Consider the following 15,562-nt stretch of genomic DNA (forward strand, 5'->3'; position numbering starts at 1 on the left):
AAAGCTATAGAATAGTAGCCGATAAAAGGCTACTATTCTATTTTAATTTCCCAATTTATTTATTGCTTACTTAAGAATAAATCCATGTTTAAGTGGATCTTCTTCATCTATTACAAAATGATTGAATCCAGTTATATAAGCAGAACCAGATATTTTAGGTACTACAGCATTGAAATCTGCAACTTTAGTTTCTTCAACTATTTCACCTTTGAATAAAGTTCCTAATATACTTTCATATACGAATTTTTCTCCTACTTTTAATTCACCTTTAGCATGTAAAGTAGCTAATTTAGCACTTGTTCCAGTTCCACATGGAGATCTGTCAACTTGACCTTGACCAAATATAACTACATTTTTGTAAGTAGCTTCTGGATGAGTTGGCTCATCATATATTTCAACTAAGTCTACAGTTTTTATGTGAGCTAAAGTTGGATGTTGTATTTCTATTTGCTCGTTTATTATGTCTCTAAGTTTCATAGCTAACTCAGTTAATTTACCAGCATTTTGAGGTTCGATTTTTAAACCTAATTGACTTGCATGTATTATAGCAAAGAAGCTTCCACCAAATGATATGTCAAATTTAACTGTTCCAACACCTGGTAATTCAACTTCAACACCTTCTTTATATAAGAAAGCTGGCACGTTTAAGAATGATACTTCTTTAGCTTTTCCATCTACAACTGTAACGTCTCCTCTTATTATTCCTGCTGGAGCTTCCATAACTACATGAGTTATAGGCTCTACTGCTGGAACTACACCTGTTTCTATAGCTGCTGTCATAGCTCCTATTGTACCATGGCCACACATGTTAAGGTATCCGCCACCATCCATGAAGATTATTCCAAAGTCAGCATCTGGGCAACAAGGTTGAGTCATTACAGAACCAAACATATCATTATGTCCTCTTGGCTCTAACATTATAGCAGTTCTTAAATAATCTAGATTTTTTTCTAAATATTCTTTTTTCTCAGGCATAGAATTTCCTTTTATATTAGGTATTCCACCTACAACTATTCTAGTTGCTTCACCTGCTGTATGAGAGTCTATAGCTTGTATACTTCTGCTAAATTTCATATCAAATTCCCCCTTAGGTTTATTTTGCGTTTTACGCATTTTTAATTTTAGAAAAGCCAATGCTTTTTTACATCAACTTCATCCATGTGATTGTATCCAACTACTTCTGTTTCTATGTAGCATGTTGTCTTCTTATAATAAATTATGGCAGCTTTATATGTGTGGCTTCGTAAATACTAGTCCTCATCTACTCCCATAATAGTAAGACCTACTGTAAATATATCCAATACCTTAATTAAAATTATTCATAACAAGTGCATGTTAGAATCAATATCTATCAAATTTAGTAATGGATTTATTATCCATGTTTTCTCATCTTAAGTTTTAAAAATGCTAGAGCTTTTTTAGCATCTATTTCATTTGTGTTGTTTTCTCCAACAACTTCTGTCTCTATACCTTCTTTTGATTTGTTCATATCAACTATAGTATTCATATATTGATTACTTACAACAAATTTAGCTTGAGTACCATTAAATGTAACTCCAACTACAGGTATATCTCTTTTTCCTATTTCCTCAAATGTGTTGGCATAGTCAACATGTGAGTTTCCCCATCCATCTGATGAAACTATAGCTCCATCTGCTCTCATGGCTTCCAGCCAAGCGGCCGTTCTTTGTCCCACAAAAGTCTTATTTTCGTTTCCATCTGGAGTTCCTACTACTATTACTCCAAGTAAGTCTACATCTTTATCACTTTCAACGATGTCTAAAAGTGGGTCTCTAAAGTGATGAAGAGATGTTTCTTTTGTTGAAGGTCCTATTCCCATAATATCCACCTCTCTTAAGTCATAGCTCTAAGGGCACCATCTCTGTATTCATTAGGAGATATAATCATAGGTACATTTCCCATATCTATAATTGATGTTCCTCCTTCAAAACCACTAGGTTCCTTTGAGAATAACTGATTGTCATACATAGCACCTTGACCTGCTATTTGTTTTACTATGACAACCTTTTTTGCATTTGGTCGAATTTTGTCAAAATATTCACGAACTTGAGTAGCATTTCTTCCGTCTTCCATTTTCAAAGACGTTCTTATTTCTTGTATAAAATCATCACATGCTCTAAATGCTGCAAGTGGAAGTGTTCTTTCGAAAGGTAAACCTCCCTTTAGAGTTACATCTACATGAATTATATAATCTTCAACTGATGGGGTTCCATATCTACCAAACACCATTTGTTCTCTCAAAATCCCTTCTGAAGAGCCAAATTCATGCATTTGATTTCCATCTTCGTCTGCACCAGTTAACATTACATATACACCAGTTAAAGTATGTGTAATTCCCTCTCCCAATCTGCCTAAAACTTTGGTTGATATTGGTATAATGTCCATAATAGTGTTAATTTCTCTGTCATAATCTCCAGGCTTTATGATATCTACTTTTATGTCTGTTATTAAATCTTCTTTTTCTTTTATTTCATCTATACTTGATAAGTTGATTGTAAGTACATCTTTCTTTATAGAAGTTTTTGAACCGAAATTAACTTCATTCATATGAAACGGTTTTATAACAAGTCTTCTCATTATTTTTTCTTCCATAATATCCACCTTTGTTCTTAAAACCCCTCTCCCAACTGTGTGGGAGAAGGGTTTTATATTTTCAAATATAAATTACATTTTAAACGTGAGCTTTATATTCGTATGGTAATGGAACTATCTTACCAGCAGATGGTATTGCAATTAATTGATCTAATGTATCTCTTAATATATGTGTTTGCATTTCTATGTTATGTGGTTCACCAGCATTAGCACCCATTGGAACTAATGGAGCAACTGCTCTAGGAGTTCCGTTTTGTCTAACTACTGGAGGAAGAGCTGCGATTATTATTGTTGGTATTCCAGCTTCCTCTATTGCTCTCTGCACGATCACGGCAGTTCTATGGCAAGTACCTCAGCCAGCTGTCATAACTACACCGTCTACTCCCTCTTCCTTAAGTTTAGCAGCGATAGCAGGACCAGTTTCTTCAGTGAAGACATGTTGGTTTCCTCCACCACCCATGAATGCGTAGTGCATAGGAGCTACACCTTTTATAACTCCTTCTGCAGCTAATTCATGTAATCTATCTATAGGGAACATACAGTTTATATCTTTGTTTACATCTCCATTATCATATCCACCATGTGATACCATCATTTCATCAACTGTAGCTGTATTAGGTATAGCTCTAAATGTAGTATCTCCTGCTAGATTGAATCTCTTGTCAGATTTTAAATGAACACCAGCTGCTGTAGCTAAAGCTATAGTCATATCTTTTAATTCTTTAGTTACAGGAGTCCAAACTGGAGGAGGTGTTATTGGAACGAATATTTCAGATTGAAGTCCTTGTACTGTTGTAAGGCTCATATATTTCCTCTCCCTTCTATTTTCAAACGATTATTTATTATTTTTCTTCTTGCTTTGATTGCATTTCTGCTTGTTTTTCTTTTTCTCTCCTAATATTTTCTACATACTCTTGATTAGGCTCTGGACTTAATACCTCAGGATAGCTTAGCATGAATCCAACTTCTTGACCTATCTTAAGTTCGTAGTCAGTTATAAGCATTCTATTAGGTATTTTAAATTGTCCAAGTCTACCTTTCAGGTCTATAGTCACTCCACCACCTTTGATGTCAACTATAATACCTTCATAAAAAGTCTCTGATGAGATATATTTTAACCTATCCATTATAATTCTACCTCTCTACACTGTTTTAAACTTGGATCTAAATTTATACTATTATCTAAATCTTAGTTTTCGTCTTTTTCGTATATTTCTCTTCTTTTCTTACTCATTGGTAAAGATTGCTCATTATCTTCTAATGCTATTTTTTCTCCTGTAACTTTTTCTATAGCCTCTATGTTATTTAATTTAACATTTGGATTCCATTTTCTTTCAGGAGCTTTAACTTCTACACCAGCTATAGCATTTTTAAGCATAGCCATTATTCTAACAGCATCTTCTGGAGCTAATGTATTGTTAGATAATATTTCATTCTCTATACCTTGTTTAGACTTGTTATTGTCTACCATGTGAGTCATGTATTTATTACCAACAACTAGAGCACCTTGAACAGCTGAGAAACTTACACCAACTACTGGTATACCTCTCATACCTATTTGCTCTATGTGAGATGCGAAGTCTATATGGTTGTTTCCGAAACCTTCAGTAGTTACTACAGCTCCATCAACTTCCATAGCTTCAACTAACATACCTAATCTCTTAGATACATAGAATTTCTCAGCGTTTACTTGTGGAGAACCAACAAATACAACACCTACTAAGTCTATTTCTTCATCTTCCATAGCTCTTATTACTAATGGCTCTCTCCAGTAATGTCTTGACATTTCTTTTGATGCAGGTCCTATACAAGTTAATGCATGGATACCACCATCTAATACTTCAAGTGGAGATAATACAACTGGCATGTTTCCTAAGTCAACGTTTGGTTGAGCTCCTAATGTACCAACTGGCTCAACTGGTAATATTAGGTTATCATGCATTGCACCTTGTCCCATTATTTCTTTTATAACAACAACTTTCTTTTTACCTTCTCTTCTGTATTGCTCTATTACTTCTTCATCAACTACTAAAGAGTTGTCAACTGTTTTTAATGCTTCTCTTATTTCTTGAGTTACATAGTCAAATGCACGGTGAGCAGCTAGAGGTCCTGGTCTTTCCATGTTAGTTCCTGCTTTTATTGTTACTTGACCTTTGATGAATATTTCACCTTTGTCAGCAGCACCTGGTCTACCCCACATCATAGTAGTATTTAACTCACCTTCTGAAGAACCGAATTCACCTATTTGAACTCCATCTTCATCTGTACCAGTTAATACCATTACAGCTCCATCTATAACTCTAGTTATACCTGAACCTAATTCGCCTTCTTCTTTAGTAGCGATTGGTTGTATATCTAATACAGCTTCACTGTAAGTTTCATATTTATCAGGAGTTATTATTTCTAACTTCATATCTACAACTAACTCTTGAGTATCATTAGCTTCTTTACATATTTCTTCAGCGTTTCTGATGTATAAAGTAGTTCCTTCTATTTTAGTCTCATCAGCAAACTCAACTTTATCTATTTTAAAGTGTTTTTTAGTTAAGCTTCTTAAAAGTTTCTTTTCTTCAACTTTTGGAGCTACTTCTGCTGCACCTGCTACTGGAGCTGCAACGTTTGCTACTGGAGCAGCAACTCCTGCTTGACCAGCTACTGATAAAGGTATTTCTAAGCTTATATTTTTACCTTCACCTATGTGTATTTTAACTGTTTCACCTAAAACTCCTGTGCTTACTGGAACTACTGCTGCCTCTGCTACTGGAGCTTCTTCTGCTACTGTTTCTTCTACTACTTCTGCTTTAGCCTCTCCTGCTTTGTATCCTTCTACATTTTCTGTAGTCATTGGAGAAAGAGCATCTAAAGTTTCTTTTAACTTAGCTCCTAATACTTGACCTATAGTTAATCCATTTTCTGGTATTGTTAATAATCCAGAATCCTCTAAGTCTGCAAATATTGCTGGATCTTCTAAGTTTTCTGGCGCTATAATTGTTCCCGCTTCAAATCTACAACAACAAACTGCTGGGTCATTTGCATGGGCTTGAGCTGTTTCTAAAGTTATTGACATAGTATAAAATACCTCCTTACATTATTTTCTTATTTATTATTTTAAATCTCAACTCCTCAACAGGTAACCCCTTAACTGAGAAATTAAGTAAATTAAAACCTACATAATTTTTAATAATTAATATTATTTTTTATCATTTAAAGTCACTTTATATATAAGCAATTCCTATGCCAACTTATTAACAAAAAGTTTTTTTCTATAATAGATTCTGCTTCTATCGCTATTTTTAGCCAAATATTATATAAATATTTATTTAAAATATGTTATTTTTTGTAATTGCAAACATTTTCTCCAACAAAAAAAGTGTCAATTAATCAACACTTTTTTATTTTTTTTAACATACCTACATATATAACATTGCTATGGACATTGATTTTACTAGGTTTAAAGTTAAAGTTTATTATTTTGTCAAAATTTAGTCATGTGTCATATTTTAGACACATCTATTTTATACTGCTCTATCTTATAGTATAACGTTGTTCTTGGTATATTTAATATTTTGGCTGCTTTAGCTTTATTTCCTTTGGACATCTTAAGTGCCTTTGTTATATTTTTTACTTCAATCTTTTGAGTAGCTTTCGTCAAATCTAATGGATACTCTTCTTCTTCAGTACTATTATTTGTGGAATCCATCATATAACTTGGTACATCTTCCACATCTATTTTAGAATTTTGGGATAACACAACAATATTCTCAATTGTATTTTTTAATTCCCTTATATTTCCTTTCCATCTATAGTTTTGAAATATATCTATTACATCTTTACTAATTGTAAGAACAGGTTTGTTGTTTTGTTTACATATCTCCTCTAAAAAGCTATGTACCAATAATCCTATATCCTCTTTTCTCTCTCTAAGTGGTGGAATCTTTATCTCCACAACATTTAATCTATAGTATAAATCTTCTCTAAATTTCTCTGCTTTTACCATTTTACCTAAATCTTTATTAGTAGCTGATATTATTCTAGGATTTATTTTTATTGTAGTATCTCCACCAACTCTTCTTATTTCCTTTTCTTGTAGTACTCTAAGCAACTTAGCCTGCATACTAAGAGGTAAATCAGCAATTTCATCTAAAAATACAGTCCCATCCTTTGCAAGTTCAAATATACCTATTCGACCTTTTTTGCTTGCTCCAGTAAATGCACCTGATTCATATCCAAAAAACTCACTTTCAAACAACTCATTTGGTATGGCACTACAGTTAACAGGTATAAATTGACCTTTTCTCTCACTATAATCATGAATAGCTCTGGCAAATACTTCTTTACCTGTACCACTTTCACCCCAGATAAATATGCTACTATTGGTTCTAGCTACTTGTTTTGCAATCGCTTTCGATTTTTCCAACTTATAACTCTTACCTAAAATTTTATCAAAGCTACCTTTGGATAAGTTTTTAACTTCATTCTTTAAATATTTCAATGTATCATTTACCTTTTCAAGTTCAAGAGCAAGTATCTTGGCTTCTGTAACATCAACTTCTGTACATACAACACCAATAAATTCTTCCTTATAAAATATAGGATTTGCATGGACTAGTGCATACATATTTTCTTTTTTATCTGTAAAATATAAGTCACTCATACCGATTTTACTATTTAATACTTTTTCTGAAATAGTATTTTCCAAAAATTCGTTCATCGGTCGACCGACTATGTCTTCAGATTTTATATCATACCTTTCCTCCATAAACTTATTCCACAATATAACTACACCTTCGTTATTTATAGCACAAATTCCTTCTTTAATTTGTCCTATAATATATTTCAAAGTCAATCCATAGTCTTCCAAATGCATATATAAATAGTCTCTAATATGCTCTTGTTTTAAGACTCCAATAATTTTATTGTCTCTAAGAACAGGGAGAATTCCTATATTTTTCAATATCATTATATCTCTGCACTCATCTAAGGTTAGACCTTCGCTGACATATATTACATCCTTTTTCATTATAAGTTTTACTGGTTGACCGTCATACTTCTTATGCATGTCATAAAGATTATGTATATCTGTCATAGATATAATACCTTTTAATTCACCAGATGAATCTATTACCATTAGAGTTTTTGTGTTACTTTTTATCATTTCTTTTATTGCATCTTCAATTCTTGTGTCTTCGTCTATAGTTGTAAATTTTGTATCCATTACCTCTTCTACTTTTTTTACTTCTGGTATCGAAAACATAAAGTCCCCCCTTTATAGTAGTACATCATCAAAACTTATTTATATATATTTATTCTAGCATATCATAATAACAGTTTATTAAATAATTAATATTAAAATTTCTTAACTGTTTAATATACAAATTTCTAATACAAATTCATGTAATTACTAAAATGAATACTTAAATCTATACAAATGAAATCAAATGAATTATACCTTTAGTATATTATTTTTTCAATACTATTTTCACCTTCAAAGTATTTTTCTATTCACAAAACAATTAACATCTGTTCTCACAAAGGTTATACTTACATAAAAAAATGCCTCAAAATGATTTTAAATCAATTTGAGACAATATATTTTAAAACTTAATAACAAACAGTACTCCATATTAATTTTTTGCTCTTTTTGTTTGATACACTAACCCACAAATTGCTACAATACCAATAAGTATGTATGGCATTATTTGAGTTTCATCACCTGTTTTTGGTGATTTTACAACTATGTCATTTGTTGGTGGTACTGGTGGATTTACTATTGTATCATTTTTTGATGGCACTGATGTATTTTCCACTGCATCACCTGATGGTGGCACTGGTGGATTTATCACTGTATCATCTGATGGTGGTACTGGTGGATTTATTACTGTATCATCTGATGGTGGTATTGGTGGATTTATCACTGTATCATCTGATGGTGGTACTGGTGGATTTATCACTGTATCATCTGATGGTGGTGATGGCTTAGGTTTATGACCATTTGAGTTATCATTACCATTATCTGGTGGCACTGGTGGATTCACATCAGGGTCTCCATCTGTTGGTACACCTATATTGAAATCAACTTCCTCACCATTTTTTTGCTCTATTGTATAACTTAATAAATTTTGCTTACTAGTAGGCAATAAAGATGAATGGTCTTTATCACCAAAATCGAAAACTGTCTTAAAATATTGAATAGCTTTTGGGAAAATATAATCATAAGATAAAGCAGATATATTAGCTTTTACATCTGGCTTATTAACACTCTTAAGTTTAAACTTTTCTTGTGTTGAAATTTCTACTTCACCTGTACCTATTATATTTCCATTTTCATCATAAGCAGTTACTCCATCTGGTAACTTTAATTTAACTACACCACTATAACCTACTAAAGCTATAGCTTCTGTTTCATAAGTACCATCTTGATTCTTATCAAATTTGATATCAGTCAAACCATTACTCAAACTAGGTTTTCCTGTATCATTTGGCTTTAATTCTTCACGCCCTGCATTTAATAATGCCTCTAAGTAAGCTTTTGAATTTATTGCTGCTTCCTTACCTTTTAGATACTCAGCTTTTTCTTCTTCAGTCTTTGCACTCTCTATAAACATATCATAAAGCTTTATATTAGCTTGATATTGTTTAAGTCTTTCCTGCTCATTCATTTGCCCAAGCATAATCCAAATTGCATCTTGAGTAGTAGCATGAGTTATACCTTCATATTCTTCTCCACCTAAATTAAACTGTTGCTTATATCCAAATCCATCAAACTCGGAACCCGCATATAGTATAGATTTAATTGCATCTTCGTTTTGATTTTCTTGACCATTAAAATCTTCTGCTGGTAAGTATGGACTCTTATTATGACTAGTTGGAGATTTTAGATGATTATTATAACAAAATGCAGTTTGTTCTCCGTCCTCACCTTCTATTATATATTTCCCATCTTTATAGCCTGCACCTATAAGACCTTCTATTATATAATCAAAAGTTAAAGTTTTTGTAATATCATCAAATCTTACATCAAAATAAGGTCTATTTGAACCATCTGTTTCTTTTAATAAACATGTATCTTCTACTTTTGAATTTTTATTATACCATAATCCAATATTTGCATCTTTTGAAGTAAGTACCTCACTAATTTCTGACTGTACATCTGTTTTTACATCATTTTCATCTTCCCAGAAATTATATACAATCTTATTTATTTGAGATACAGTAAGATTAAGAATATCTTCAATATTCTGCTTCAAACTCATTTCTTCTACTTCTAATTCTTCCTCTTCTTCTGATGGTATAATTCCACCTAATGGTTTCTCTCCATCTGGTATCTCTTCACCTGATGGCTTCTCTCCATCTGGTGTTTCTCCTTCTGATGGCTTCTCTCCGTCTGGTGTTTCCCCTACTGATGGTTTCTCTCCATCTGGTGTTTCTCCTCCTGATGGCTTCTCTCCGTCTGGTGTTTCCCCTACTGATGGTTTCTCTCCATCTGGTGTTTCTCCTCCTGATGGCTTCTCTCCGTCTGGTGCTTCTCCTCCTGATGGTTTCTCTCCATCTGGTGTTTCTCCTCCTGATGGTTTCTCTCCATCTGGTGTTTCCCCTCCTGATGGTGTTTCTCCGTCTGGTGTTTCTCCTCCTGATGGCTTCTCTCCATCAAGTATTGTATCTTTTCCACTTACTTCGTCAGCATAAGATATTATTGGTGCAAATGCAGTAAATGCCATACTAAAAGCAATTACTAAACTAATTATACTTGATTTTTTAATTTTTATTTTCAAGATTTTCCTCCTATTTATATTTATAGCAGGTTGCACTACTAACTCCATATATCTTTTAAGTGCCCAAATTTAAGATATACTTCACAGTTTCTATAAATAGGTTTTTAGTAATTTTTATTTTTGTAATATTTTTTATTTTTTAAGTGCACTCTTTACGAACATTCTAAAATTATTAGTAAGAGACAAAAACTTATTCTTACATTAAAAAAGATACTGTAGAGTATCTTGAGATAATACAAAAATCTTTACTCTATTGGATAATTGACTCAATTCAATTTTTATATGTCAATATGACCACATATCTGAGTTTGTTTTTGTCTAATATAATTTTAATAGCTATTGCCATCATTATATATTAAATATTATATTTTGTCTATTTCTTCTATATTATTTATATTATTCGTTAATGTTATCGACATATCACAACAAAAAAACATCCCCGAAAACAATTTTACAATTTTTTCCAAGGATGTTTTATTATATATTTTTATATTATATTATTTTATTTTTAATCTTACGTCACCTTTTATTCTTCTTATTAATGGGTGATTAACTGTTCTCATTACATGGTCAGTAATATGATATACACCTAATTTTAATTTTGGTGCAGAACCCATTACTGTGTTACTACAGTCAGTACAGTTTCCTATTAATATAACTTCTGCTCCAGCTTTCTTAAATTCTATACATTTTTGAGCTTGTCCTGGACAGTGTCCTGGATTTTCACATTTTAATGCACCTTTAATTTCTTGAGCTTGTTTACATTTTTGAACTGATACTATATCAGTAACTCCCATTTTAGCTGCTATGTCTCTCATTCTTTCTTCATTAGGTCCACATGCACAGACTAAAAGACCCATTTTTCTCTTTTCATTAACAAATGGCATAGTAACTATTATACCACCACTAGTTTTAGTTATTGGAGTATCTAAAGTAGTAGCTTTACCAGTGAAAGGTCCTCCTAAGATTATCTCACCGTATTCACCTTTTATTCCACCAGCTCTTTCAATTAATTCTCCAACAGTAGTTCCAATTGGCACATCTTCAAATACTATAGATTCTTTTCCACTGTTTAATTGACCAACTACAGTTACATTTTTAGATATAACTGGTCTTTTTTGCTCAACAGCTTCTACTATTCTAGTTAATGTTTCTACATTTATTACTACTGCATTAGCTTCTGAAGGTAATTGAGTTGGCTCAAGTAATTTACCTAGAACATCTCTTACTATCGCTCTCTCTTCTCCCATTGGGTACATGTCAACTAGTTCTGCAACTTCTATATTATCTCCTGGCTTTATTACTTTTTTAAATGCTGCTATTGCTTCTGGATGCTTGCTTTTTATTGCTAGCATACCTTTTCCAGCATTAGTAACTTCCATAGCATATTTTATACCTTGGTAAACTATTTCTGGTCTTTCTTCTATTTCTTTTATGTTATGAGCTAATAAAGGTTCACATTCAGCAGCATTTGCTAATATTGTTCCACCTTTTAAATCTATGTTTAATTTTATATGAGTAGGGAATCCTGCTCCACCCATACCTACAACTCCAGCTTCTTTAATTAAGTCAAGTATACCTTCTCCTTTTAATGGTTCAAAAGTATCATCTTGTACTTCATCAGCTTCGATTACTATAGCTTGGTCATTTATTTCACTTATTTTTCCACTAACACTGGCATAAATATTTGCCCCTAATCCAGCTGGTTCTGCGATTAGAGTTCCTTTTTTTACTACATCTCCAACACTTACTACTGGCTTATCTGGACCACCAACGTGTTGTTTTAATAAAATAGAATATAGTTTGTTCAACTAGTACGCCCCCTTAAGTATATTAATTTTTTTTATAAGCTGTTCAAATAATGTTAATGTTATTTTTCTATTACAAGGTCTTAACATATTGTTTATTTCTATAGAACATATCGCTTATTAACAAAGCAATTTCTATGCCAACTTTTAAACAAACTTATACCCTTTGAAAATACTGTCTTACAGCATCCATAACTTCTTTCAAATATTTAAACTCATTTTATAAAAGTCAATTATTAGACACTTTTTCAACCAATTTAATCTATAATTATTGATATTGCATACATGCATAAAAAGTGTCAAGAAATAGACACCGTCTTTTTATCGACACTTTTCTAACATATACTATATAATTTACCACAACTTTACTTAAAATATACATTTACTACTTGTTAATTCTTAAGTTTCTGCACTCCATTAGAATCAATTATGTAATTATCTTTATATAATAAGTCTGATATTTTTACTAAACTGTATCCATCTTTTTTAAGCTTACTTATTATAGTGTCCAAATAGTTATCTACATCATTTATATTAGCATGAAATAAAACTATTGAGCCAGGTTGAGATTCTTTTATTACTTTTTCAATTACATGGTTTGGACCAAGCTCTTTCCAGTCTATAGAATCCACATCCCACTTAATTACTTTATAACCTAAATCACTGCAAATGTCCATAGCTTTGTTGTTTACATCTCCAAAAGGTGGTCTAAACAAATTTGTTTTTTTCCCTGTTATATTAAATATCTTTCCTGATGTAGTTTCTATTTCTTTTGTTATGTCTTCTTTTGATATTTCTTTCAAATTCGCATGGGTATTTGAATGATTGCCAATTTCATGTCCCTTTTCATCTATAGCCTTCACAATATCTTGATTATCATCTACCCAGCTACCAACTAGAAAAAAAGTAGCTTTTATATTATGTTTATCTAAAATCTTTAAAATTTCATCCATATTATTAGTTCCCCAAGCAACATCAAAACTTAAAGCTACTTTTTTCTCATTTGTATCAACTTTATATATAGGCATTTTTGAGTTATCAGACTTAGAACACATATACTTTATTCCATAAACAAGAGCAAATATTAATACTAATAATAATGAAAAAAATAAAACACTATATATCAAAGCTTTAGTTCTTTTGACTTCTCTTTTCATACTATTCCCCCTTTTAAATAATTTCTTCTATATTTAAAATTTATTTTTTTTTAGCTCAAAAAAGTACTGTAATATTTAATTTATAAGACAATAAGTAAAAAAACAAAATCTATATCGTTCTAGTTAAACGCTCTAAAATACCCGTTTATTTAATTTTTTAATATTTTTTACATTTTTACCTTTATTTTTCTGTATATATTATTTTTATTTTGGAGAAATTAGTATTAACATCACATAAATAAAAGTGTTGTTAGACATCATAAACTAATTATTTGAGGAGGAAATTTACTATGTCAAATTCAAACAGAACAGTAGTGCCAGAAGCAAAAGCTGCTTTAAACCAAATGAAATTAGAAATAGCTAACGAAATAGGTTTATCTAACTATGAAAACATAGACAAAGGAAACTTAACAGCTAGAGAAAATGGATATGTTGGTGGATACATGACTAAGAAATTAGTTGAAATGGCTGAAAGACAAATGGCTGGAAAATAGATAGTAAATTTTGACACCTGGGTATCAACAGGGCTGCTAATTAGCAGCCCTGTTTCTCTGTATTTATTTGTAAAATTAATTTTATATGATTTGTTAAAGATTAATAATACTATATAAATTGTTCTTTTAATTTTGTATGAATTAGTTTAATATATTATATATAGAAATAGTTTGACGGAGGATGATATTTATGTTTGAAAACTCGTCTGAAGAATTAGCGTATCATAAACTTTTAATTTTATATATATTAGAAAAAATTAAAATGGATTTAACTAATTCTCAAATAACTCAAGTAGTATTAGAGACTGAGATGATGAATTATTTTTCATTACAACAGCTTTTATCTCAGCTTATGGAATCTAAGTTTTTGACTACATATAAAGACTCTGACAGAGAATATTATGCTCTTACTCAAAGAGGCGTAGAAAGTCTAGAATACTTCTTTAATCGAATACCTACTAGTGTTACAGAAAAAATAGACAAGTATATAGATTCTAATAAAGAAAATTTACTAGCAGATACTCAAGTAAAGTCTAGTTTTGTAAAACAAAGTGATAATGAATTTATTGTCAACCTTAGAGTCATAGAAAATCAGTCTAACTTAATAGATTTAAATCTAAATGTTTCATCAGAGAAACAGGCAAAGCTTATTTGCAACAACTGGAAAAATAATGCATCTTATATGTATGCCGAAGTTATCGACTTACTTATAAGAGACATACATTAAAGCCTACAAACAAATTATAGTTGTAGGCTCTTTTCCTACCTTGATTTCTTTTATTAATTTGTTATTTGCAGTTTCATAAACTTTCACTGAGTTTTCTTGTGTATCTGACACAAATAATAACCTTTCATCTTTAGATATTTCTAATCCCTGTGGAATTCCATTTATCTCAATATTCCCAATGTATCTACTTGTTGTATAATCTAAAATTCTCACATTATTATAACCCAAATCAGCAACATAAACTTTTTTCCCACTATAATTAAATCTTATTTCTACTGGTAATAAGAATTCATATAATACCTTTTTTATATCCATACTTACTTCGTCAATTATTATAAGCTTTCCATCAAGTGTTGATATATACATTTCTTTCTTTTGTTTATCAAGTTCTATATGCCATGCTCTAAAGTCCATATTAATTTTCTTTTGTATATTTTTATTTATTGTATCTATACATACTATTGAATTTATACATGGTACATATAACTTTTTACTTTCTCTGTCAAAATCAAATCCATGTGGCATGTTATCAACACCAATAATTCCTATTGGATTTAATGTGTTTTTATTCAATACGTATATACTATTAGAATCTTCATTTGCTACAAATAATTCATTATCACTAAGTACAACTTGACTAAGACTTCCTCCTATAGAAACAGTATCAATTATTTTATCATTGCTTAAATCTAAGACATAGAGTATCCCATTACTTGAACTAGGTATGTATATTAAATTTTTTTCTTTTTCTATGCAAAAATGATGTGGATATATATTATCTTCTAATACTATTTCCTTTTCTAGCTCAAGTGTAGAATAATCAACTATACTAATACTCTTTGATAGATAGTTAGAAATATAGATTTTCACATAACCCCTCCTCTCCACAATACATATACTACAATAATATATTATTTCATTAGCTTGTATTATGCTTTATAGTTGCATTATTACGCATATATTTGGTATTATTATTAATGTTAAAAAAATG

Annotated in this window: 13 protein-coding genes and 1 riboswitch; of the genes, 2 read left to right on the forward strand and 11 right to left on the reverse strand. The window is 31.0% G+C overall.

The genetic code is table 11. The features are described from left to right. Window positions 1-66 precede the first annotated feature (66 nt). The 10 genes from ACTG46_RS17430 to ACTG46_RS17475 all read right to left on the reverse strand — a co-directional run bounded on the left by ACTG46_RS17430 (window position 67) and on the right by ACTG46_RS17475 (window position 13,350). Window positions 67-1,074, reverse strand: a complete 1,008-nt coding sequence (locus ACTG46_RS17430; protein WP_054271695.1) for a proline racemase — start codon at window positions 1,072-1,074, stop codon at window positions 67-69. A gap of 298 nt (window positions 1,075-1,372) precedes the next feature. Then, window positions 1,373-1,840: a glycine/sarcosine/betaine reductase component B subunit gene (locus tag ACTG46_RS17435; protein WP_021386220.1), complete on the reverse strand. Its 468-nt coding sequence runs from the start codon at window positions 1,838-1,840 to the stop codon at window positions 1,373-1,375. Between the two features lie 14 nt (window positions 1,841-1,854). Continuing rightward, the gene (prdD, locus tag ACTG46_RS17440; protein ID WP_054277630.1) at window positions 1,855-2,613 is read right to left on the reverse strand and encodes a proline reductase cluster protein PrdD; all 759 of its coding nucleotides are present in this window, start codon (window positions 2,611-2,613) and stop codon (window positions 1,855-1,857) included. Between the two features lie 79 nt (window positions 2,614-2,692). Next, window positions 2,693-3,418 (reverse strand): D-proline reductase (dithiol) protein PrdB, encoded by a 726-nt coding sequence (gene prdB / locus ACTG46_RS17445; protein WP_167639842.1) that lies wholly within the window; start codon window positions 3,416-3,418, stop codon window positions 2,693-2,695. Window positions 3,419-3,455: 37 nt separating this feature from the next. Then, window positions 3,456-3,740 carry a CBO2463/CBO2479 domain-containing protein gene (locus ACTG46_RS17450; protein ID WP_003422102.1) on the reverse strand — a complete coding sequence of 95 codons (285 nt, stop codon included), beginning with the start codon at window positions 3,738-3,740 and terminating at the stop codon, window positions 3,456-3,458. Between the two features lie 62 nt (window positions 3,741-3,802). Further along, the gene (prdA, locus tag ACTG46_RS17455) at window positions 3,803-5,680 is read right to left on the reverse strand and encodes a D-proline reductase (dithiol) proprotein PrdA (RefSeq protein WP_167639841.1); all 1,878 of its coding nucleotides are present in this window, start codon (window positions 5,678-5,680) and stop codon (window positions 3,803-3,805) included. A gap of 426 nt (window positions 5,681-6,106) precedes the next feature. After that, complete coding sequence (prdR, locus tag ACTG46_RS17460) at window positions 6,107-7,867, reverse strand: sigma-54 dependent transcriptional regulator PrdR (RefSeq protein ID WP_167639840.1); 1,761 nt, start codon at window positions 7,865-7,867, stop codon at window positions 6,107-6,109. 370 nt (window positions 7,868-8,237) lie between these two features. Next, window positions 8,238-10,385 carry a Cys-Gln thioester bond-forming surface protein gene (locus ACTG46_RS17465; RefSeq protein ID WP_479923312.1) on the reverse strand — a complete coding sequence of 716 codons (2,148 nt, stop codon included), beginning with the start codon at window positions 10,383-10,385 and terminating at the stop codon, window positions 8,238-8,240. 15 nt (window positions 10,386-10,400) lie between these two features. After that, window positions 10,401-10,486, reverse strand: a riboswitch (cyclic di-GMP riboswitch). 396 nt (window positions 10,487-10,882) lie between these two features. Continuing rightward, a complete protein-coding gene (gene prdC, locus ACTG46_RS17470) occupies window positions 10,883-12,196 on the reverse strand; it encodes a proline reductase-associated electron transfer protein PrdC (RefSeq protein ID WP_054271696.1) in 1,314 nt (437 codons plus the stop codon). Between the two features lie 389 nt (window positions 12,197-12,585). Next, entirely contained in the window at window positions 12,586-13,350 is a 765-nt protein-coding gene (locus tag ACTG46_RS17475) for a polysaccharide deacetylase family protein (protein ID WP_479923313.1), read from the reverse strand. Between the two features lie 290 nt (window positions 13,351-13,640). On the opposite strand from ACTG46_RS17475, the gene ACTG46_RS17480 reads away from it, so the two are divergent. Both ACTG46_RS17480 and ACTG46_RS17485 read left to right on the forward strand, forming a co-directional pair. Further along, window positions 13,641-13,844 carry an alpha/beta-type small acid-soluble spore protein gene (locus ACTG46_RS17480; RefSeq protein ID WP_003422115.1) on the forward strand — a complete coding sequence of 68 codons (204 nt, stop codon included), beginning with the start codon at window positions 13,641-13,643 and terminating at the stop codon, window positions 13,842-13,844. Between the two features lie 190 nt (window positions 13,845-14,034). Continuing rightward, complete coding sequence (locus ACTG46_RS17485; RefSeq protein WP_009891708.1) at window positions 14,035-14,571, forward strand: DUF4364 family protein; 537 nt, start codon at window positions 14,035-14,037, stop codon at window positions 14,569-14,571. A 3-nt stretch (window positions 14,572-14,574) separates the two neighbouring features. On the opposite strand, the gene ACTG46_RS17490 is transcribed toward ACTG46_RS17485, so the two are convergent. Beyond that, window positions 14,575-15,441: a beta-propeller fold lactonase family protein gene (locus ACTG46_RS17490; RefSeq protein ID WP_167639837.1), complete on the reverse strand. Its 867-nt coding sequence runs from the start codon at window positions 15,439-15,441 to the stop codon at window positions 14,575-14,577. Window positions 15,442-15,562: the final 121 nt, after the last annotated feature.

It is taken from the genome of Clostridioides sp. LIBA-7678, from assembly GCF_056716065.1.